We start from the raw sequence: 21,448 nt of genomic DNA on the forward strand, positions 1-21,448 counted from the left end.
AGTCGCGCCGGGTCGGCTCCGCAGTAGGGCGGAGCAGTTGATCACCGGCCATCGTGGCCTTCGTCTTCGCGGCGCAGGTCGACAGTGGCGGTCACCGACATGCCGGGGCGAATGCGCCCATGCAACGGGTTATCGGCGGCGAAGGTCAGCTTCACCGGAATGCGCTGCACCACCTTGGTGAAGTTGCCGGTGGCGTTGTCTGGCGGCAACAGGCTGAACTGCGCACCGGAAGCGGCGAACAGGCTGTCGACACGGCCCTCGATCGGGGTATCGGGGTAGCTGTCGAACAGCAATTCGGCGCGCTGGCCGGGTTGCATCTTGCCGATCTGGGTTTCCTTGAAGTTGGCCTGCACCCAGATGTTTTCATCGGGCACGATCGACAACAGGTAAGCGCCAGCCTGCACCACCTGGCCATTGCGGGCATTGCGCTGGCCGATGGTGCCGCTCAAGGGCGCGCGAATCTCGCAGCGGCTCAGGTTCAGCTCGGCCTGGGCCAGGTCGGCATGGGCATTGGCGATCTGGGCGTCGAGGCGCTTGAGGTCGGCATTCAGGACGTTGACCTGCTGGCGCTGGCCTTGCAGGTCGGCACGGGCTTTATCAACCTGGGAACCGGCCACGTGGGTATCTGCCGACAGGGTGGTGACCTGTGCTTCTGAGACAAAACCGGGTTTACGCAGCTTTTCGGCGCGGCTCAGGTCCAGGCGCGAGCGGTCGAAGGTCGCCTGGTTGGCTGATACCTGGGCCTGGCCGGCGGCGATCAGGCTGCCTTGTTGGGTAAGGCGGCTTTGCGCCTGTGCATACTCGGCCTCGCGGGTGGCCAAGGCGGCGCGGGCGCGGTCCACAGCCAGTTGGAAATCGGCGGCCTCCAGGCGCACCAGCAGGTCGCCCTTGTTCACGTGCTGGTTGTCGTCGACCCGTACCTCGTCGATGCGTGCGCCGAGCTGGCTGGAGATACGGGTGATTTCGCCCTGCACATAGGCGTTGTCGGTGCTTTCGTAGAAGCGGCCTTTGAAGTACCACTCGGCCAGGAAGGCGAGGGCGATGATGGCCACCAGGGTGAAGAAGATCGCCAGGCGGCGTTTGAGTTGGGCAGGCATGAGGACTATCGTTCCAGAAATGTAATTAAATTTAACAGCGGCAGATGGCCAGTCGACAAGTGTCGTTCGCGCCATTGCTGGAGCCCGGTGCCTGCTCCCTGCTAACATCCCGCCTTTGTTTCATCTTTCGTTCGAGACTCTCCATGACCACCGTTCGCACGCGTATCGCGCCATCGCCCACTGGCGACCCCCATGTCGGCACCGCCTACATCGCCCTGTTCAACTACTGCTTTGCCAAGCAGCACGGCGGTGAGTTCATCCTGCGTATCGAAGACACCGACCAGCTGCGCTCCACGCGCGAGTCGGAACAGCAGATTTTCGACGCCTTGCGCTGGCTCGGCATCGAATGGAACGAAGGCCCAGATGTCGGCGGCCCGCACGGCCCGTACCGGCAGAGCGAGCGTGGCGAGATCTACGCCAAATACGCCAAGGAGCTGGTTGACGCCGGTCACGCCTTCTACTGCTTCTGCACCGCCGAAGAGCTGGAGCAGATGCGCGCCGAGCAGATGGCCCGTGGTGAAACCCCACGCTACGACGGCCGTGCCCTGCTGCTGAGCGCCGAGGAGGTGCAGCGCCGCCTGGCCGCTGGCGAGCCACACGTGATCCGCATGAAGGTGCCGAGCGAAGGCATCTGCGTGGTTCCGGACATGCTCCGTGGCGATGTCGAAATTCCTTGGGACCGCATGGACATGCAGGTGCTGATGAAGAACGACGGCCTGCCGACCTACTTCCTGGCCAACGTGGTCGACGACCACCTGATGGGCATCACTCACGTGCTGCGTGGCGAAGAGTGGCTGCCGTCGGCACCGAAGCTGATCAAGCTGTACGAGTACTTCGGATGGGAGCAGCCGAAGCTGTGCTACATGCCGCTGCTGCGTAACCCGGACAAGTCCAAGCTGTCCAAGCGCAAGAACCCGACTTCGGTAACCTTCTACGAGCGCATGGGCTTCATGCCCGAGGCCATGCTCAACTACCTGGGCCGCATGGGCTGGTCGATGCCGGACGAGCGCGAAAAGTTCTCCCTGGCCGAGATGGTCGAGCACTTCGACCTGTCGCGTATCTCCCTGGGTGGCCCGATCTTCGACATCGAGAAACTGTCCTGGCTCAATGGCCAGTGGCTGCGCGAGTTGCCGGTGCAAGAGTTTGCCGCACGCGTGCAGCAGTGGGCGTTCAATAGCGACTACATGATGAAGATCGCCCCGCACGTGCAAGGCCGGGTCGAGACCTTCAGTCAGATCGCCCCGCTGGGTGGTTTCTTCTTCGAAGGTGCGCTCAAGCTCGATGCCAAGCTGTTCGAAAGCAAGAAGCTGTCTGCCGACCAGGTACGCCAGGTCATGCAGTTGATCCTGTGGAAACTGGAAAGCCTGCGGCAGTGGGAGAAAGAACGCATCACTGGCTGCATCCAGGCCGTGGTCGAAGCGCTGGAGTTGAAGCTGCGTGACGCCATGCCGCTGATGTTCGCCGCCATTACCGGCCAGGCCAGCTCGGTTTCGGTGCTTGATGCCATGGAGATCCTTGGCCCCGACCTGACCCGTTACCGCCTGCGCCAGGCACTGGACCTGCTCGGTGGTGTGTCGAAGAAAGAAAACAAGGAATGGGAAAAGCTGCTGGCCAACATCGCCTGATAGCTTTCCGAAGGCCGCAGCCGAACCCTGTGGGAGCGGCCTTGTGTCGCGAAAGGGCCGCCACGCGGCCCCAGCGAAATTTGCGTTGAAGTTGAATTCGTGGGACCGCGTGGCGGTCCTTTCGCGACACAAGGCCGCTCCCACAGCGGTTACCGCAAGGCAGAACAACCGGTTTTACTAGGGCAGGGCGGTAAGTGATTGTTATCTGTGAAAAAAATTTCGATTTTTTTCAAAATTTAGTTTGACAGCTGTGCAATCCGATCTTAATATGCGCCCCGTCCACAGCGATGAACGAAAACGAAACGCCAGGCACCCAGCCAGCGCTTCTGTTCAGAGCGACATTGTGGGGCTATAGCTCAGCTGGGAGAGCGCCTGCATGGCATGCAGGAGGTCAGCGGTTCGATCCCGCTTAGCTCCACCAAATTCCGTTTGACAGCCAAGGCTGTCAAGCAAGACCGGGTCCAGCAACCGGGTCTTGAAGGTAAGAAGGTTCGTCCCCTTCGTCTAGTGGCCTAGGACACCGCCCTTTCACGGCGGTAACAGGGGTTCGAGTCCCCTAGGGGACGCCAGTTTTGCACAAGCGATGTTTCAGGATGTCGCTGGGCCGAGAGGCTAGAAATCCGGGGCTATAGCTCAGCTGGGAGAGCGCCTGCATGGCATGCAGGAGGTCAGCGGTTCGATCCCGCTTAGCTCCACCAATTTTGCCGCGATTCGCGAAAGCGGGTCGGCACGAAGGTTACGTCCCCTTCGTCTAGTGGCCTAGGACACCGCCCTTTCACGGCGGTAACAGGGGTTCGAGTCCCCTAGGGGACGCCACTTTTACCCGCGTTTTGCGGGACTTTAAAAGGCTCATTCGTATATTGGATGAGTCTTTTGTTTCGGGGCTATAGCTCAGCTGGGAGAGCGCCTGCATGGCATGCAGGAGGTCAGCGGTTCGATCCCGCTTAGCTCCACCATTTCTGCCAGGGTTCGATGCGTCGAATCTTCGCGAAGGTTACGTCCCCTTCGTCTAGTGGCCTAGGACACCGCCCTTTCACGGCGGTAACAGGGGTTCGAGTCCCCTAGGGGACGCCATTTTTACCCGCGTTTTGCGGGACTTTAAAGGCTCATTCGCTTATTGAATGGGCCTTTTGTTTTTCTCCCCTCCCTAAAACTCTGGCGCCGATAAGCGGCAGCAGATTTCGCTTGCCAAAAAATATGATGAGAATAATATTTCGATCATCATATTTTTATCGGCGAGCCGGCTAATGAGTGACAAGAAGAGCAAGACCCGCGAACGCATCCTCGAAGCAGCCCGCAGCGCATTGATCCAGCATGGCCCTGCCGAGCCGAGTGTCAGCCAGGTGATGGGTGCGGCAGGCCTGACCGTAGGCGGGTTCTATGCGCACTTCGAGAGTAAGGACGAGCTCATGCTCGAGGCCTTCCGCCAGTTGCTGAACGAGCGTCGTGCCTTGCTCGCCCAGGTCGATCCAAGCCTGGATGGGGAAGGTCGTCGTGCCCTGGTGAGCGCCTTCTACCTGTCGCGCAAGCACCGCGACGCCGAAGTGCATGCCTGCCCGTTGCCCAACTCGCTCGGCGAGATGCAGCGCCTGCCCGAAGCCTTTCGCGAGGTACTGGCCGAGCATATCGAGCTGATGACGGCGGCCATGGTCGACCGCCCGGAAGACGCCGACAAAGCCTTGGCCGACCTGGCCTTGATGATCGGTGGCCTGGCCCTGGCACGTGCCTTGGGCCCAGGTGAGTTGTCCGACCGCATTCTGCGTGCCGCCAAGTCGGCAGTTCTCTGATACCTCTGATCCTGGAGCAAGGCGATGACTACCCTGAACTGGATTCGTGGCGTGAATGGCACCCTGGGCCGGCTGGCCCCCGAGCACATTGCCGGCAAGATGCGCCGTGCCTTCATGACCCCGCGCAACTTGCCGCCCCGGCAATGGGAGCTGCCGCTGCTGGCCAGCGCCGAGCGCATCACCTTGCGCTTCGGCCTGTCGGCCTTGCGCTGGGGCAAGGGGCCAACGGTGTTGTTGATGCATGGCTGGGAAGGGCGCCCCACCCAGTTTGCGGCGTTGATCGAAACCCTGGTGCAGGCCGGGCATACAGTGGTGTCGCTGGAAGGCCCGGCCCATGGCCGCTCGCCCGGCCAGCAGGCGCATGTGGTGCTGTTTGCGCGGGCGCTGCTGGAGGCGGCGGCCGAGCTGCCGCCACTGCGAGCCGTGATCGGTCATTCCATGGGCGGTGCCAGCGTGCTGCTGGCGCTGCAGATGGGGCTGCGTGCCGAAGCCGCAGTGAGCATTGCGGCGCCAGCGCAGTTGCTTGGTGTGCTGCGTGGTTTTGCCCATCGTCTGGGCTTGCCGGCGCGCGCAAGGGCGGCCTTCATTCGCCAGGTCGAACACGACGTCGGCATGCAGATTGCCCGCCTCGATGTCAGTGGCTATCAGCTGGAGCTGCCGGGCTTGGTGGTGCATGCCGCTGATGACGCGCTGGTGCCTGCCGGCGAGGCGCAGGTCATCCACAAGGCCTGGTTCGACAGCCGGCTGATGCTGTTGGAAGAGGGTGGCCACCAGCGCGTGCTGGCCGACCCGCAGTTGAGCGAAGCGGTGCTCGAATTGCTTGCTCGCGCAGCTGCGCCGGCGCGGCAGAGTGCTTGAACATCCGTTACACTCGGGCAAATTCTGGGGCTGCTGCGCAGCCCTTTCGCGACACAAGGCCGCTCCTACAGGAGACGTAATTCTCTGTAGGAGCGGCCTTGTGTCGCGAAAGGGGCGCAAGGCGCCCCCAGCAATTCTGAATTGAACCACAGGAGCGGGCATGAGCTGGGACCTGGCAACGCCATTCATCATCGACCTGCGCGTCGGCAGCGAGGATATCGACGGCCTCGGTCACGCCAACAACGCGGTCTACGTTACCTGGCTGGAGCGCTGCGCCTGGCGCCACTCCCAGCGCCTGGGTCTGGACCTGGCCGAATACCGGCGCCTGGACCGGGCCATGGCGGTGGTGCGCCACGAAATCGACTACCTTGCCGCAGGTTACGAGGACGATGAATTGCAACTGGGCACCTGGATCATCGACTGGGACAAGCGCCTGCGCATGACCCGGCGCTTCCAGCTCAAGCGCCCACGCGACGGCGTGACCTTGCTGCGTGCGCAGACCACCTTTGCCTGTATCGAATTGTCCAGCGGCAAGCCCAAGCGCATGCCGGCTGAGTTCCTCGACGGTTACGGTCCAGCGCTGATCGGTAGCTGAAGCAGCGGCTTTTTTTGCTAGACTGCCGCCTTTTCCGCCGAGACCCAGACATGCAAATTGCCCTGGCCCCCATGGAGGGGCTGGTCGACAACATCCTGCGCGACGTCCTGACCCGAGTGGGCGGCATCGATTGGTGCGTCACCGAGTTCATCCGTGTGTGCGACCGCCTGCTGCCGGCATCCTCGTTCGACAAGCTCGCCCCTGAGCTGCGCCAGGGTGCGCGCACGGCGGCCGGCGTGCCAATGCGCGTGCAGTTGCTGGGTTCTGACCCGGTATGCCTGGCGGAAAACGCCGCCTTGGCGTGCGAACTGGGTGCGCCGGTCATCGACCTGAACTTCGGCTGCCCGGCCAAGACTGTGAACAAGTCGCGTGGCGGTGCGGTGTTGCTCAAGGAGCCGGAGCTGTTGCATGCCATCGTGCGTGAAGTGCGCCGCGCGGTGCCGGCGCACATCCCGGTGACTTCCAAGATGCGCTTGGGCTTCGACAGCCCGGACGGCGCGCTGGACTGTGCCACGGCCTTGGCCGAGGGCGGTTCGGCGCACTTGGTGGTGCATGCGCGGACCAAGGTGGAAGGCTACAAGCCGCCTGCCCATTGGGAGTGGGTGGCGCGGGTGCAGGATGTGGTCCAGGTGCCGGTATTTGCCAATGGTGAGATCTGGACCGTTGACGACTGGCGGCGGTGCCGCGAGGTCAGCGGTGCCGAAGACATCATGCTGGGGCGCGGGTTGGTGTCACGGCCGGACCTGGCCTTGCAGATCGCCGCGGCACGGGATGGGCGCGAATACCAGCCGATGAGCTGGAGTGAGCTGCTGCCGTTGTTGCGCGAGTTCTGGCGCCAGGCCCAGGCCAAGCTGTCGCCGCGCTATGCGCCAGGGCGATTGAAGCAGTGGCTGGCGATGATGACCCGCAGTTATCCCGAGGCGGTAGTGCTGTTTGCCGAGTTACGCCGTGAAGATGATTGCGCCCGTATCAGCCGGTTGCTTGGGGTTGAAGCTACATCCTTCGAGGCATGTGTTGCCTGACCCGGCCTCTTCGCGGCTAAAGCCGCTCCTACATGGGCAGCGCAGAACCTGTTGGAGCGGCTTTAGCCGCGAAGAGGCCATAAAGCCCGAAGCTGATTTCGGATTTTTTTACCCTTCCCCTTGAAAGCTTTTCCGCAGGCCATATCTCTTGAGTACGCGATGCCGAAGTCGGGTCGCGTAATGACCTACTTGCTGAATTTCAGGAGTTTATGACCATGACCAGCGCTTTCTCTCTCGCTCCACTGTTCCGCCATTCCGTTGGCTTCGACCGTTTCAACGACCTGTTCGAATCCGCGGCACGCAATGAGGCGGGTAGCAGCTACCCTCCCTACAACGTTGAAAAACATGGCGATGACCACTACCGCATCGTGGTTGCCGCAGCCGGTTTCCAAGAACAGGACCTCGACCTGCAGGTCGAAAAAGGCGTCCTGACCGTGATCGGTGGCAAGCGCGAAAACGGCGCCGCTGAAGTGACCTACCTGCACCAGGGTATTGCCCAGCGCGCCTTCAAACTGTCGTTCCGTCTGGCGGACCATATCGAGGTCAAGTCGGCGGGCCTGGCCAACGGCCTGCTCAGCATCGACCTGCTGCGCATCGTGCCGGAAGAAGCCAAGGCCAAGCGCATCCCGATCAATGGCGACAAGCCTGCACTGAACTGATTCAGGCGGGCTGATAGAAAGGGCACCTTCGGGTGCCCTTTTTTCGTTTCAGTAATCCGCCGGCGCCTCCAGCAACATCTGCCGGAATTCCGGCAGCGGCAGTGGCCGGCTGTGCAGGTAGCCTTGATACAGGTGGCAGCCCAGGCGTTCGAGGAACGCCAGTTGCTCGGTCAGCTCTACCCCTTCGGCGATCACTGCCAGGTCAAGGCTGCGGGCCATGGCCACGATGGCGCGGACAATTTCGGCATCATTGGGGTCTTCCGGGGCGTCGCGGACGAAGGTCTGGTCGATTTTCAGCGCGTCCACCGGCAGGCGCTTGAGGTAGGTCAGCGAGGAATAGCCTGTGCCGAAGTCGTCCATGGCAAAGCTCACACCATAGCGCTTGAGCTCGCGCATCTTGCTGATGGTGTCTTCTAGGTTCTGGATGACGATGCCCTCGGTGATTTCCAGCTTCAGCATCTGCCGCGGCAGGTGGTAGTCGTCGAGGCTGCGCAGCACCCGCTCGACAAAATCATTCTGACGGAACTGCCGCGGGCTGATGTTCACGCACAGGCTGAAATCATCGGCATCAATCAGGCGGTCTTCCAGCATGCGCGCGCAGGCGTCGCAGGCTTCGTCGAGGATCCAGCTGCCAACTTCCAGAATCAGGCCGCTTTCTTCAAGTACCTGGATGAATTGCGAGGGAGGTTGCTGGCCAAGTTGCGGATGGTGCCAGCGCAGCAGCACTTCGGCGCCGACGATGCGATTGTCGCGGGCGTCGACCTGAGGTTGGAAATGCAAGGCCAGCTCGCCGCGGGCCAGGGCCAGGCGCAGGTCGCTTTCCATGCGCAGGCGCTCGCTGGCGGCCTTCTGCATGGTGGTGTGGAACAGCTGGGTGGTGTTGCGCCCGGAATCCTTGGCCCGGTACAGGGCGATGTCGGCGCGCTTGAGCAGATCGGCCGGGGTCGCGCCATGGTCGGGGATCAGCGCCACACCAATGCTCGGCGTCACCTGCAGGCGCTGGCCGTCCAGCGACATCGGTTCGGCCAGCAGCTCGCGCAGGGTATCGGCCAGCTCGCGGACTTTGGCTTCCACCGCTTCGCGGCTGCCTTCCAGGCCGCTGAGCAGCACCACGAACTCGTCGCCACCCAGGCGCGCCACGGTGTCTTCGAGGCGCACGCTGGCTTCAAGGCGTGCGGTGATGATCTTCAGCACGGTGTCGCCCACCGGGTGCCCGAGCGAGTCGTTGATGTGCTTGAAGTGGTCCAGGTCGAGGAACAGCAGCGCGCCACGCAGGTTGTGCCGGCGCAGCAGGGCGATCTGCTGGCTCAGGCGGTCCATCAGCAAGGCGCGGTTGGGCAGGTTGGTCAGTGGGTCGTGGTAGGCGAGGTGGCGGATCTGCGCCTGGGCGTTCTTCAGCTGGCTGACATCGCGGGCGGTCAGCAACAGGCAGTCGACCTCGTTGAGGCTGATCGGCTCCACCGACACCTCGACGGTGAGGATGTCGCCACGCTTGTTGCGCCCAAGCATCTCCCGGTGGTGCACCCGGCCACGCTCCTTGAGCTCGCTAAGCAGGGCGCCGCGCTGCTTGTCATCGGCCCAGATGCCGATTTCGTAGACACTGCGGCCGATCACTTCGCCGGCGCTGTAGCCGGTCAGCCGGCAGAAGCCGTCGTTGACTTCCAGGTAGCGGCCGCTGCGGCGTTCGGTGATGGTGATGGCGTCGGGGCTGGAATGGAAGGCCTTGGCGAACTTCTCTTCGCTGGACTTGAGCGCCGCCTCGGCACGTTGCTGCTGGGTGATGTCGCGCAAGGTGGTGACGCTGCAGGGCTGGTCGTCGACGGTGATCAGGCGGCTGGCAATTACACACGTCAGTGGCGAGCCATTGCGGTGGTTGACCACCACCGCGACATTGCTCAGCGCCTGTTCGCGGATCACCCGCTCGATGCGCTGGGCGCGTTCGATCGATTCGGCCCACAGGCCAATCTCTTCGGCGGTGCGGCCGATCACCTGTTCGGCATTCCAGCCGAAGGTCTGGGTGAAGGCCGGGTTGATCTCGATGAACTGGCCGGTGTCCTGGCGGGTTACGCAGATCGGGTCGGGGCTGACCTGGAACAGGCTGGCGAATTTTTCTTCTGAGGCGCTCAGGCGCTGTTCACGTTCTACCTGCTCGGTGATATCGAGCAAGGTGCCGGCCATGCGCAACGGGTTGCCTTGGTCATCGCGATAGAGGCGTGCACGGCTTTCGATGTAGCGTGAGGTGCCATTTTCCAGCTGTACCCGGTAGGTGATCTGGTAGTTGCCGGCCGGGCCTTCGCGCAGGCTGCGGTAGGCCTGGCGCATGCTGGCACGCTCGAGCTCCGGCACACCTTCGAAGAACGAGTCGAACGACTCGTGGAACGGCACCGGGTCCAGCCCGTGCAGTTGCGCGGCGCGGGCCGAGCCGTAGAGCATCCCGCTCGGGATGTGCCAGTCCCAGGTGCCCAGCTGCGCGGAATCCAGTGCCAGGTCCAGGCGTTCCTGGCTGTCCTTGAGGGCCTGCTCGGCACGTTTGCGTTCGGTGGTGTCGACGAAGGTACTGATCAGGTAAGTGACGCCCTCCATTTCGATGCTCTGGGTGCACAGAATGCCATCGTGGAGTTTGCCGGTGCTGGCGCGGAACTGCACCTCCATGGTCGCCGGGCCCTGGGTGCCGCGGGTTGCTTCGATGACCTGGTGACGCTGTTCGGGATTGACCCACAGGCCCAGTTCGATGCTGGTCTTGCCGATTACCTGGCCACCGGGCCAGCCGAACATGTCCTCGAAGTGCTGGTTGACCTCGATGATCATGCCGTCCTGGCGGCGGCTCAGCAAAATCGCGTTGGGGCTCAGGTGAAATAGCGTGGCGAAGCGCTTTTCCGAGTTGATCAGCGCGGTTTCCCGTTCGCGCTGGCGGGTGATTTCGCGGATCACCCCGATCATCTGCCTGCGGCCATGGCGGTCGTGGGTCAGGCTGCCGTTGATCTCCAGCCAGTGCAGGCTGCCGTCCGGCCAGCGGATGCGATGGCGCATGGCTTGTTCTACCGGTTCGCCATTGACCACTGCGTGGAACAGCTGGCGGGTACGGGCGCGGTCTTCTTCTGGCAGCAGGTCGAGGTAGTCGATGTCGTTGGGTAGCGGTCGTTGCGGGTCAAAGCCGAACAGCGCCTGGGTGCCCCGTGACCAGCTGATCCGGCCGGTGTCAATGTCCCACAGCCAGGCGCCCAGGCGGGCGCCATTGAGCGCGGCCAGCAGTTGCGGGGCGTTCTGCCAGGCCTGTTCCGATTCCTGAGGGTCGGCCGCAGGGATGCGCGGCAGGCGCGGAAAGCGATTTGCTGATTTGGGCATTGGTACCAGACCTTTGGCGTTTGACGCGTCCATGAGTTGGAAATGCCGAGCTGACGACCGGTCAGGCGGACCCTGCGTGGCTGTCGAGCAGGGCCATGAAGGCCCTTGCAGCGTTCGATAGCGTGCGCTCCGTGTGCAGAATGTAGCCTAGCTGGCGCGACAGCTGTATGCCGGGCAAGGCGATGGGTGCAACCTGATCATCCAGCATAGTCCGGGGCAGCACGCTCCAGGCCAGGCCGATCGATACCATCATCTTGATGGTCTCCAGGTAGTTGGTGCTCATGGCGATGTTCGGCGTCAGGCCCTGGCTTTCGAACAGGCGCTGGACAATGTGGTGGGTGAAGGTGTTGCCGCCGGGGAAGACGGCCGGGTGGCGGGCCACGTCGGCCAGGCTGACAGCGTGGTTGCTGGCCAGCGGATGCTCGGGCGCTGCCACGAAATCCAGGGCGTCGTCCCACACGGCTACGGCCTTGACCAGGTGGTGAGGCTCGGGGGCGAGGGTGATCACGGCAATTTCAGCGCGGCCATGGAGGATTTCATCGTAGGCCTGTTCCGAATCCATGAACTGAATATCCAACGCCACGGCCGGGTACTGCCGGGTAAAAGCCCGCAAAAGCGGGGGCAAGCGGTGCAATCCGATATGGTGGCTGGTGGCTAGCGTGAGGCGACCGCTCACTTCCCCCGTCAAATTGGTCAGTGCCCTTCGGGTATCATCAAGGACGTTGAGGATCTGGTAGGCGCGCGGCAGCAGGGCGCGGCCGGCTTCAGTCAAGGTCACTTCGCGACCGAGGCGGTCGAACAGGCGCACGTCGAGTTGCTGCTCGAGCCCGGCGATGCGTTTGCTGATCGCTGGCTGGGTGAGGAACAGGCGCTCGCCAGCGCCAGAAAAGCTGCCGGTTTCGGCAATCGCGATGAATGCGCTGAGGTTGGCGAGGTCCATGATTTCGGATTCCTTTTGGTTATCCAAAGCATAAAAATTATGAATTTGAGTTATTCAATCTAACCCCATAGCATCGTCCGTACAAGCCAAGGGGTCTTTGGCATAGAAAGACGCTGATGAGGAACAGTCTGATGGCTGGCAAAACGCTCTACGACAAACTCTGGGAAGCCCATGAGGTCAAGCGCCGTGATGACGGCTCGTCCTTGATCTACATCGACCGCCATATCATTCACGAAGTGACGTCGCCCCAGGCCTTCGAAGGCCTGCGCCTGGCCAATCGCAAGCCGTGGCGCATCGATGCCAACATCGCCACTCCGGACCACAACGTGCCGACCACGCCAGAGCGCAAGGGCGGCATCGAAGCCATCGCCGACCAGGTGTCGCGCCTGCAGGTGCAGACCCTCGATGAGAACTGTGACGAATATGGCATCGTCGAATTCAAGATGAACGACGAGCGCCAGGGCATCGTCCACGTCATCAGCCCGGAGCAGGGTGCCACCTTGCCGGGCATGACCGTGGTCTGCGGTGACTCGCACACCTCCACCCACGGCGCTTTCGGTGCCTTGGCCCATGGCATCGGCACTTCTGAGGTCGAGCACGTGCTCGCTACCCAGTGCCTGGTCGCCAAGAAGATGAAGAACATGCTGGTGCGTGTCGAAGGCCAATTGCCGGCCGGCGTCACCGCCAAGGACATCGTCCTTGCCGTGATCGGCAAGATCGGCACCGCCGGTGGTAACGGCCATGCCATGGAATTCGCCGGCAGCGCCATCCGCGAGTTGTCGATGGAAGGCCGCATGACCATCTGCAACATGTCCATCGAAGCCGGTGCCCGTGTGGGCCTGGTGGCGACCGACGCCACCACCGTTGCCTACGTTGAAGGCCGCCCGTATGCGCCGAAAGGCGAGGACTGGAAGCGTGCCGTCGAGGCGTGGAAAGACCTGGTTTCCGACGACGATGCCGTATTCGACACCGTAGTCGAGCTCGACGCTGCGCAAATCAAGCCACAAGTCAGCTGGGGTACTTCGCCGGAGATGGTGCTGGCCGTGGATCAGCGCGTGCCGGACCCGGCCGCCGAGCCAGACCTGATCAAGCGTGGTTCGATCGAGCGCGCCCTCAAGTACATGGGCCTCGCTGCCAACCAGGCGATCACCGACATCAAGCTCGACCGCGTATTCATCGGTTCGTGCACCAACTCGCGCATCGAAGACCTGCGCGCCGCCGCCGAAATCGCCAAGGGCCGCAAGGTCGCCGCGACGGTCAAGCAGGCGCTGGTGGTGCCGGGCTCGGGCCTGGTCAAGGCCCAGGCCGAACGTGAAGGCCTGGACAAGATCTTCCTCGAAGCTGGCTTCGAATGGCGTGAACCTGGCTGCTCGATGTGCCTGGCGATGAACCCGGACCGCCTGGAAAGCGGCGAGCACTGCGCATCCACCTCCAACCGCAACTTCGAGGGCCGCCAGGGCGCCGGTGGCCGTACCCACCTGGTCAGCCCGGCCATGGCTGCCGCTGCCGCGGTGACCGGCCACTTCATCGATGTCCGCGAGTTGATCCAAGGGAGCGCAGCATGAAAGCCTTTACCCAGCACACCGGTCTCGTCGCGCCGTTGGATCGTGCCAACGTCGACACCGACCAGATCATCCCCAAGCAGTTCCTCAAGTCGATCAAGCGCACCGGCTTCGGCCCCAACCTGTTCGACGAGTGGCGTTATCTGGATGTCGGTCAGCCGTACCAGGACAACAGCAAGCGCCCGCTGAACCAGGAGTTCGTGCTCAACCACGCGCGTTACCAGGGTGCCAGCGTGCTGCTGGCGCGGGAAAACTTTGGCTGCGGTTCGAGCCGTGAGCATGCACCGTGGGCGCTGGACGAATACGGTTTCCGTAGCGTGATCGCGCCAAGCTTCGCTGACATCTTCTTCAACAACAGCTTCAAGAACGGCTTGCTGCCGATCATCCTCAGCGACGAGGAAGTCGACGAGTTGTTCAAGCAGGTCGAAGCCAACCCGGGCTACCAGTTGACCATCGACCTGCAGGCGCAGGCGGTGACCCGCCCGGATGGCAAGGTGCTGCACTTCGAGATCGACGCGTTCCGCAAGCACTGCCTGCTCAATGGCCTGGACGACATCGGCCTGACCTTGCAGGACAGCGACGCGATCAAGGTTTTTGAACAGAAGCACCGTGCAGCGCAGCCCTGGTTGTTCCGGGATGCCTGATTGAGCGGCTGGCCTCATCGCGGATAAATCCGCTCCTACAGACCGTGCGTGATCCTTGTAGGAGCGGATTCATCCGCGAAAGGCCGGTGAAGGCAACACACCACCCAAGGATCGATACCCATGACCAGCACCACCCACACCGATGTGGTCCAGCGCCAGTTCGGCGAACAGGCCAGCGCCTACCTCAGCAGCGCCGTGCACGCCCAGGGCAGCGAATTCGCCCTGCTGCAGGCCGAGCTGGCGGGGCAGGGCAGTGCCCGCGTGCTGGACCTGGGTTGCGGTGCTGGCCATGTCAGTTTTCACGTCGCGCCTCTGGTCGCCGAAGTGGTCGCCTACGACCTCTCGCAATCGATGCTCGACGTGGTCGCCAGTGCCGCCAGCGAGCGCGGCCTGGGCAATATCACCACCGAATGCGGTGCCGCCGAACGCCTGCCGTTCGCCGACGCTTCGTTCGACTTCGTCTTCAGCCGCTACTCGGCGCACCACTGGAGCGACCTCGGCGTGGCCCTGCGCGAAGTGCGCCGGGTGCTCAAGCCGGGTGGCGTGGCAGCATTCATCGATGTGATGTCGCCGGGCAGCCCGTTGCTCGACACCTACCTGCAGACCGTCGAAGTGTTGCGTGACACCAGCCATGTGCGCGACTACTCGGCAGCCGAATGGCAGCGCCAGGTCAGCGAAGCCGGCCTGCACGTGCGCAGCCACACGCGCCAGCCATTGCGCCTGGAGTTTGCCAGCTGGGTCGAACGCATGCGCACCCCGGAGCCGATGCGCGTTGCCATCCGCCAATTGCAGCAAGCCATGGGCGAAGAAGTACGGCAGTATTACCAGATCGAGGCCGATGGCTCGTTCAGCACCGATGTGCTGGTGTTGTGGGCCGAGCGATAAGAACTTTTCGGTGGGGCCCGCTTGGCCGCACCGCGTGAATGGATAGAGGAAAGCATGAGCAAGCAGATTCTGATTCTCCCAGGTGATGGCATCGGCCCGGAAATCATGGCCGAGGCGGTCAAGGTACTGGAGCTGGCCAACGACAAGTTCCAGCTCGGCTTCAGCCTGGAGCATGACGTGATCGGCGGCGCCGCCATCGACAAGCACGGCGTGCCGCTGGCCGATGAAACCCTGGACCGTGCACGCAAGGCCGACGCCGTGCTGCTGGGCGCCGTGGGTGGCCCGAAGTGGGACAAGATCGAGCGTGACATCCGCCCGGAGCGCGGCCTGCTGAAAATCCGTTCGCAGCTGGGCCTGTTCGCTAACCTGCGCCCGGCCATCCTCTACCCGCAACTGGCCGACGCTTCCTCGCTGAAGCCGGAAATCGTCTCGGGCCTGGATATCCTCATCGTCCGTGAGCTGACCGGTGGCATCTACTTCGGTGCCCCGCGCGGCCAGCGCGAGCTGGAAGGTGGCGAGCGTCAGGCCTACGACACCCTGCCGTACAGCGAGAGCGAAGTGCGCCGTATTGCCCGTGTCGGTTTCGACATGGCCCGCGTGCGTGGCAAGAAGCTGTGCTCGGTGGACAAGGCCAACGTCCTGGCTTCCAGCCAGCTGTGGCGTGAAGTGGTCGAAGACGTGGCCAAGGACTACCCGGACGTCGAGTTGAGCCACATGTACGTCGACAACGCCGCCATGCAGCTGGTCCGGGCGCCGAAACAGTTCGATGTGGTAGTGACCGACAACATGTTCGGTGACATCCTGTCGGATGAAGCTTCCATGCTGACGGGTTCCATCGGCATGCTGCCTTCGGCCTCCCTGGATGCCAACAACAAGGGCATGTACGAGCCTTGCCACGGTTCGGCTCCGGACATCGCCGGGCAGGGCATCGCCAACCCGCTGGCGACCATCCTGTCGGTGTCGATGATGCTGCGTTACAGCTTCAACCAGCACGCGGCGGCCGAGGCGATCGAGAAGGCGGTCAGCGTCGTGCTGGACCAGGGCCTGCGTACCGGTGACATCTGGTCGGCCGGCTGCGACAAAGTAGGCACGCAGGAAATGGGCGACGCAGTAGTCGCAGCGTTGCGGAATCTGTAATCTCTCTGGCCCGCCACCAAAAATTCGAGGTGGCGGCCCACTTTTAGCAAAGGTGTAGTTGCGATGAAACGTGTAGGTCTGATCGGTTGGCGCGGTATGGTCGGTTCCGTGCTCATGCAGCGGATGCTGGAGGAGCAGGATTTCGACCTTATCGAGCCAGTGTTCTTCACCACGTCCAACGTGGGTGGCCAAGGTCCGAACGTGGGCAAGGATATTGCTCCGCTCAAGGACGCTTATTCGATTGAAGAACTCAAGACCCTCGACGTGATCCTGACCTGTCAGGGTGGCGACTACACCAACGAGGTATTCCCCAAGCTGCGTGAAGCCGGCTGGCAGGGTTACTGGATCGATGCCGCCTCGTCGCTGCGTATGCAGGATGACGCGGTCATCGTCCTCGACCCGGTCAACCGCAAGGTCATCGACCAGCAGCTCGACGCCGGTACCAAGAACTACATCGGCGGCAACTGCACCGTCAGCCTGATGCTGATGGGCCTGGGCGGCCTGTTCGAAGCCGGCCTGGTCGAGTGGATGAGCGCCATGACCTATCAGGCGGCCTCCGGTGCCGGCGCGCAGAACATGCGCGAGCTGATCAAGCAGATGGGCGCTACCCATGCGGCCGTTGCCGATGACCTGGCCAACCCGGCCAGCGCCATCCTCGACATCGACCGCAAGGTGGCTGAAACCATGCGCGGCGAAGCGTTCCCGACCGAGAACTTCGGCGTGCCGCTGGCCGGTAGCCTGATCCCGTGGATCGACAAGGAGCTGCCGAACGGGCAGAGCCGCGAAGAGTGGAAGGCCCAGGCCGAGACCAACAAGATCCTCGGCCGCTTCAAGAGCCCGATTCCGGTCGACGGTATCTGCGTGCGCATCGGCGCCATGCGCTGCCACAGCCAGGCGCTGACCATCAAGCTGAACAAGGATGTGCCACTGGCCGACATCGAAGGCATGATCAGCCAGCACAACCCGTGGGTGAAACTGGTGCCAAACCAGCGCGAGATCAGCATGCAAGAGCTGACCCCGACCAAGGTTACCGGCACCCTGAACATCCCGGTTGGCCGCCTGCGCAAGCTGAACATGGGTTCCCAGTACCTGGGCGCGTTCACCGTGGGTGACCAGCTGCTGTGGGGCGCCGCCGAACCGCTGCGCCGCATGCTGCGGATCCTGCTGGAGCGTTGATCGTTCTTGCTGCACCGAAAACCCGCGCTGGTGACAGCGCGGGTTTTTTTATGCCGTGCTGGCCTCTTCGCTGCGGTTCGACGCCTCGATAAACCCGCTCCCACAGATAAAGCGCGATCGTCTGGCGCTGTGATTTCCCTGTAGGCGCGAGTTCATCGAGGCGTCGAACCGCCGCGAAGAGGCCAGCACAGACAAAAGCCTACAATCCAAGTAAAGTGCCGCCCCCGCCGTTTCAGCAAAAGGATCTCTACCATGACCACTCCCCTGGACATCGCCATCGTTGGCGCCACCGGCAGCGTTGGTGAAACCCTCGTACAGATCCTCGAAGAACTGGCCTTCCCGGTCGGCACCCTGCACCTGCTGGCCAGCATGGAATCGGCGGGCAGCAGCGTGATGTTCGCCGGCAAGAAGATCAAAGTGCGTGAGGTCGACAGTTTCGATTTCGCCCAGGTCAAGCTGGCCTTCTTCGCCGCCAGCGCGGCCGTCAGCCGCAGCTTTGCCAGCAAGGCCGAGCAGGGCGGTTGCACGGTCATCGACCTTTCCGGTGGCCTGGAAGATGCCCTGGCCGTGGTGCCGGAAGCCAATGGTGACAGCGTTGCCACACTGAAACTGCCGGCGCGCATCACCAGCCCCAGTTGCGCAGCTGTTGCCTTGGCGGTTGCCCTGGCACCGCTCAAGGGTCAACTGGACATCGAGCGGGTGCAGGTCATGGCCGCCCTGGCGGTCTCTGCGCAAGGTCGCGAGGCGGTCAGCGAACTGGCAAGGCAAACCGCCGAGCTGCTCAATGCCCGCCCGCTGGAGCCAAGGTTCTTTGATCGGCAGATGGCATTCAACGTGCTGGCCCAGGTCGGCGCCGTCGACGAGCATGGCCATACTGCCGTGGAGCGCCGCCTGGTTGGCGAGCTGCGTGTGCTGCTGGGGCTGCCGGAACTGAAGATTTCCGTGAGCTGCATTCAAGTCCCGGTGTTTTTCGGCGATAGCTTCAGTGTGGCGGTGCAGAGCCGCAACCCGGTCGATCTGGCGCAGGTCAACCAGGCACTGGAACATGCCGATAGCGTCGAGCTGGTGGAAAACGATGATTATCCGACCCCGGTCGGTGACGCAGTCGGCCAAGACGTGGTCTATGTTGGTCGTGTACGCCATGGAATTGACGAAAACCAGCAGCTCAACCTCTGGTTGACCACCGACAATGTGCGCAAGGGCGCTGCGTTGAACGCCGTGCAGGTGGCGCAATTGTTGATTAAACACATGGCGTAAAAGATACTGGCGAGCACTTTTGTCCCGCGCCGCACGCAGGTTTTTGGGACGATTCATACAAGGGAAGAGGTCATGCTTCGAATTCGCAAACTGGTTCTGGCCATGGCGGCAGCGTCTGCGCTGACGTCGGGCATGGCGAATGCCCTGGGGTTGGGTGAACTGACATTGAAGTCGGCGCAGAACCAGCCTCTGGATGCAGAGATCGAACTGCTCGACGTGCGCGACCTCACCGCAGCCGAAGTGGCGCCGAGCCTGGCGCCACCGGAAGAGTTCAGCAAGGCCGGGGTGGAGTTTCCGAGCTACCTCGAAGACCTGACCTTCACCCCGGTGATCAACCCCAACGGCAAGAGTGTGCTGCGAGTCACTTCCAGCCAGCCGCTGCCCGGCACGGTGGTCAAGTTTCTGGTCCAGGTGATGTGGCCCCAGGGCCGCCTGTTGCGTGACTACAGCGTGCTGCTCGACCAGGCCAAGGCCCAGGGTCAGCAGCCCGCAGCAGGCAATGTCAATCCGGCCACCAGCAGCGCAGGCAGCTACACCACCAAGCGCCGCGACACCTTGTGGCAGATCGCCGCCCGCAATACCCAGGGCGGCGGTTCGGTGCAGCAGACCATGATCGCCATCCAGGCGCTCAACCCGGATGCCTTCATTGGCAACAACATCAACCAGCTGAAGGTTGGCCAGGTTTTGCGCCTGCCGGACCAGCAGCAGGTCCAGAACATTCCCCAGGGCGAAGCCAATCGTGAAGTGGCCGAGCAGTATGCGGCCTGGCGTGAAGGCCGGCGCTTGGGGCCGCGTGCGCGACAGCTCGATGCCACCCGCCGCGGTGCCGCCGACGCCGCGCCCGAGCGTATCGCCCAGGGCGATAACCTGCGCCTGGTCAGCCCCGGCAACCAGGCTGGCGGTAACAGCGCCAAGGCCATCAACGACAAGCTGGCCGTGGCCCAGGAAAGCCTGGATACCAGCCGCCGTGACAACGACGAGCTGAAGAGCCGGGTGAGCGACCTGCAGAGCCAGATGGACAAGCTGCAGAAGCTGATCCAGCTGAAGAATGACCAGTTGGCGCGCCTTGAAGCCCAAGGCGCGGCACCTGAGGCGCCGCCTGCGGCCGCCTTGCCTGGCGAGCCGGCCCCTGCACAGCCCCCAGCAGCCGATGCTGCCCCGGCCGAGCCTGCGGTCGCGCCAGCACCGGCAGCTGTCGATACCGCGCCTGCCGAGGCTCCCGCTGACGAGGCTGCTGCTGCGCAACAGCAGCCAAGCGCCCTGGACGAAATGCTGGGCAATCCGGTCGTATTGGGCCTGGTCGCCGGGTCCGCGTTCCTTGTGTTGTTGCTCCTGCTATTGCTGCTGGCGCGCAAGCGCAAGGCCCAGCAAGAGGCGGAAAAACACCTGCGCATGGCCCGAGCGCTGGCCGAGGAGGGCGAGCGCAGCCCGGATCTCGACTTGCCGCCAAGCAGCTTCGATCAGCTGGAAGTGTCCGCGCCGAGCGTGACCCTCTCGCCTGCCGTGGTGGCCGCCTCGGCCGCCGCCGCCGTGGCCGCAGAAAAACTGGATGCCCCTGCGTCGCCGATTGTCGAGCCCGAGCCGGTTCAGGACCCTAATGCCGAGTTGCTGGCCGAAGTCGACCTGAGTGTGTCGCGTGGTCGCCTGAACCACGCAGCTGACCTGTTGGAAACGGCCGTGGCGGCGCAGCCGGAAAATGACACCCTGCGCCTCAAGCTGATGGACGTCTATGCCCGTCAGGGCGACCACAGCGCCTTCGTCGAGCAAGAGCGCAAGCTGCCTGGTAGCGAAGCGAATACTGCTCAGGTCAGCAACCTCAAAGAGCGCTACCCGGCCATGTTGGGTCTCGCTGCCGTTGGCGTGGGTGCTGCGGCCCTGGCCGCCGAAATGGACGAGCAATATGTACAGGAGTTGCTTCAGGAAGAGCCGCAAGCGCCGGCTGTAGCCGAAGCCGAAGCCGAAGCCGAAGCCGAAGCTGAACCAGAGCCCGAAGCAGAATCAGAGCCGCAGGCGGTCGTCGAGCCAGTGGCAGAGCCAGCGCCTGAATCTGAGCCCGAGCTTGAAGCCGCCGCCGAGGCCTTCACCGAGACCTCGGTGCTCGATGACAACGAGTTGGACAGCGCCTTCGACCTGAGCCTGGGTGATGATCTGCCGGCTGATGATCAGCTCGAGCCGCCGATGCTGGGTGAGGTTCCGTTGGCCGAAGCACAGGCAGTGGCCGAACCTGAAACCGATGCCGATGACGATTTCGAAGCCTTGCTGGCCCAGGCCCAGGCCGAGCCGCAGAGTGTCGACGACCTGGCCGATTTCGACCTGTCCGATTTCGATCTGGATGGCGCTGAAGCGGCAGCCCCGGCAACCCCGGTTGTCGCGGATGAAGAGCCGGTGGATGTCGCCGCCGAGCTGGCAGCCTTCGACGCCATCCCGGAATTCGACCCGATTTCCGAGCTGGAGCTGCCTGAAGACTTCGACCTGTCGCTGTCGCTGGATGACGACTCACCGGCTGCCAAAAGCTTCGCCTCGGAGCTGAGCGACGTCAACGCCGAGCTCGACAAGCTGTCGCAGAGCCTGGAGTCGCCATCGCTGGAGCCGCACTTCACCGCTGAGGACGCCGCCGCCGAACCTGCACCACTGGACGACCTCGACTTCGACTTCTTCTCCGGTGCCGACGAGGTGGCAACCAAGCTTGACCTGGCACGTGCCTACATCGACATGGGCGACCACCAGGGCGCCCGCGACATCCTTGACGAAGTGGTCAAGGATGGTGATGACGGCCAGCGTCAGGAAGCCGAAGAGATGTTGTCGCGCCTGGTCTGAGGCTGCCCTCCCGGGGCTCTTCGCGGGTGAATCGGTTCGGCG

Annotated in this window: 16 protein-coding genes and 6 tRNA genes; 19 read left to right on the forward strand and 3 right to left on the reverse strand. The window is 63.1% G+C overall.

What is annotated here, in order from left to right; genetic code table 11:
- Positions 1-41: 41 nt before the first annotated feature.
- Positions 42-1,097, reverse strand: a complete 1,056-nt coding sequence (locus tag BUQ73_RS06070) for an HlyD family secretion protein (RefSeq protein WP_079227066.1) — start codon at positions 1,095-1,097, stop codon at positions 42-44.
- Between the two features lie 143 nt (positions 1,098-1,240).
- Between BUQ73_RS06070 and gltX the strand changes: the two genes are divergently transcribed.
- From gltX to BUQ73_RS06130, 12 genes are all read left to right on the forward strand, one after another.
- Positions 1,241-2,722 carry a glutamate--tRNA ligase gene (gltX, locus tag BUQ73_RS06075; RefSeq protein WP_079227067.1) on the forward strand — a complete coding sequence of 494 codons (1,482 nt, stop codon included), beginning with the start codon at positions 1,241-1,243 and terminating at the stop codon, positions 2,720-2,722.
- A gap of 345 nt (positions 2,723-3,067) precedes the next feature.
- Positions 3,068-3,143 (forward strand) — tRNA-Ala (locus BUQ73_RS06080).
- Positions 3,144-3,215: 72 nt separating this feature from the next.
- Positions 3,216-3,291 (forward strand) — tRNA-Glu (locus BUQ73_RS06085).
- A gap of 53 nt (positions 3,292-3,344) precedes the next feature.
- Positions 3,345-3,420 (forward strand) — tRNA-Ala (locus BUQ73_RS06090).
- Positions 3,421-3,462: 42 nt separating this feature from the next.
- Positions 3,463-3,538: transfer RNA gene (locus BUQ73_RS06095), tRNA-Glu, on the forward strand.
- A 64-nt stretch (positions 3,539-3,602) separates the two neighbouring features.
- Positions 3,603-3,678, forward strand: a tRNA-Ala gene (locus BUQ73_RS06100).
- A 42-nt stretch (positions 3,679-3,720) separates the two neighbouring features.
- Positions 3,721-3,796, forward strand: a tRNA-Glu gene (locus BUQ73_RS06105).
- A gap of 173 nt (positions 3,797-3,969) precedes the next feature.
- Positions 3,970-4,509 carry a TetR/AcrR family transcriptional regulator gene (locus tag BUQ73_RS06110; RefSeq protein WP_079227068.1) on the forward strand — a complete coding sequence of 180 codons (540 nt, stop codon included), beginning with the start codon at positions 3,970-3,972 and terminating at the stop codon, positions 4,507-4,509.
- A gap of 24 nt (positions 4,510-4,533) precedes the next feature.
- A complete protein-coding gene (locus BUQ73_RS06115; RefSeq protein ID WP_079227069.1) occupies positions 4,534-5,367 on the forward strand; it encodes an alpha/beta hydrolase in 834 nt (277 codons plus the stop codon).
- 160 nt (positions 5,368-5,527) lie between these two features.
- Positions 5,528-5,962 carry an acyl-CoA thioesterase gene (locus BUQ73_RS06120; protein ID WP_079227070.1) on the forward strand — a complete coding sequence of 145 codons (435 nt, stop codon included), beginning with the start codon at positions 5,528-5,530 and terminating at the stop codon, positions 5,960-5,962.
- Between the two features lie 50 nt (positions 5,963-6,012).
- Positions 6,013-6,984, forward strand: a complete 972-nt coding sequence (locus BUQ73_RS06125) for a tRNA dihydrouridine synthase (RefSeq protein ID WP_079227071.1) — start codon at positions 6,013-6,015, stop codon at positions 6,982-6,984.
- Positions 6,985-7,199: 215 nt separating this feature from the next.
- On the forward strand, positions 7,200-7,643 hold the full coding sequence (locus tag BUQ73_RS06130; RefSeq protein WP_016392971.1) for an Hsp20 family protein: 444 nt from the start codon (positions 7,200-7,202) through the stop codon (positions 7,641-7,643).
- A 48-nt stretch (positions 7,644-7,691) separates the two neighbouring features.
- On the opposite strand, the gene BUQ73_RS06135 is transcribed toward BUQ73_RS06130, so the two are convergent.
- Together BUQ73_RS06135 and BUQ73_RS06140 are read right to left on the reverse strand one after the other, a co-directional pair.
- Positions 7,692-10,988 (reverse strand): PAS domain S-box protein, encoded by a 3,297-nt coding sequence (locus BUQ73_RS06135; RefSeq protein ID WP_079227072.1) that lies wholly within the window; start codon positions 10,986-10,988, stop codon positions 7,692-7,694.
- A gap of 61 nt (positions 10,989-11,049) precedes the next feature.
- Positions 11,050-11,928: a LysR family transcriptional regulator gene (locus tag BUQ73_RS06140; protein ID WP_079227073.1), complete on the reverse strand. Its 879-nt coding sequence runs from the start codon at positions 11,926-11,928 to the stop codon at positions 11,050-11,052.
- Between the two features lie 131 nt (positions 11,929-12,059).
- Here BUQ73_RS06140 and leuC point away from each other — a divergent pair, with 131 nt between their 5' ends.
- From leuC to BUQ73_RS06175, 7 genes are all read left to right on the forward strand, one after another.
- Positions 12,060-13,493, forward strand: a complete 1,434-nt coding sequence (leuC, locus tag BUQ73_RS06145) for a 3-isopropylmalate dehydratase large subunit (protein WP_079227074.1) — start codon at positions 12,060-12,062, stop codon at positions 13,491-13,493.
- On the forward strand, positions 13,490-14,134 hold the full coding sequence (leuD, locus tag BUQ73_RS06150) for a 3-isopropylmalate dehydratase small subunit (protein WP_079227075.1): 645 nt from the start codon (positions 13,490-13,492) through the stop codon (positions 14,132-14,134). Before leuC ends, leuD begins: the two co-directional genes overlap by 4 nt.
- A 120-nt stretch (positions 14,135-14,254) precedes the next feature.
- On the forward strand, positions 14,255-15,019 hold the full coding sequence (locus tag BUQ73_RS06155) for a class I SAM-dependent methyltransferase (protein WP_079227076.1): 765 nt from the start codon (positions 14,255-14,257) through the stop codon (positions 15,017-15,019).
- Positions 15,020-15,073: 54 nt separating this feature from the next.
- Positions 15,074-16,156: a 3-isopropylmalate dehydrogenase gene (leuB, locus tag BUQ73_RS06160; protein WP_027919152.1), complete on the forward strand. Its 1,083-nt coding sequence runs from the start codon at positions 15,074-15,076 to the stop codon at positions 16,154-16,156.
- A gap of 63 nt (positions 16,157-16,219) precedes the next feature.
- Positions 16,220-17,332 carry an aspartate-semialdehyde dehydrogenase gene (gene asd, locus BUQ73_RS06165; protein WP_079227077.1) on the forward strand — a complete coding sequence of 371 codons (1,113 nt, stop codon included), beginning with the start codon at positions 16,220-16,222 and terminating at the stop codon, positions 17,330-17,332.
- 252 nt (positions 17,333-17,584) lie between these two features.
- Positions 17,585-18,589: an aspartate-semialdehyde dehydrogenase gene (locus BUQ73_RS06170; RefSeq protein WP_079227078.1), complete on the forward strand. Its 1,005-nt coding sequence runs from the start codon at positions 17,585-17,587 to the stop codon at positions 18,587-18,589.
- Positions 18,590-18,661: 72 nt separating this feature from the next.
- Positions 18,662-21,406: a FimV/HubP family polar landmark protein gene (locus tag BUQ73_RS06175; RefSeq protein ID WP_079227079.1), complete on the forward strand. Its 2,745-nt coding sequence runs from the start codon at positions 18,662-18,664 to the stop codon at positions 21,404-21,406.
- Positions 21,407-21,448 lie beyond the last annotated feature (42 nt).

The sequence above is a fragment of the Pseudomonas putida genome, from assembly GCF_002025705.1.
GTDB classification, from domain to species: Bacteria; Pseudomonadota; Gammaproteobacteria; order Pseudomonadales; family Pseudomonadaceae; genus Aquipseudomonas; species Aquipseudomonas putida_J.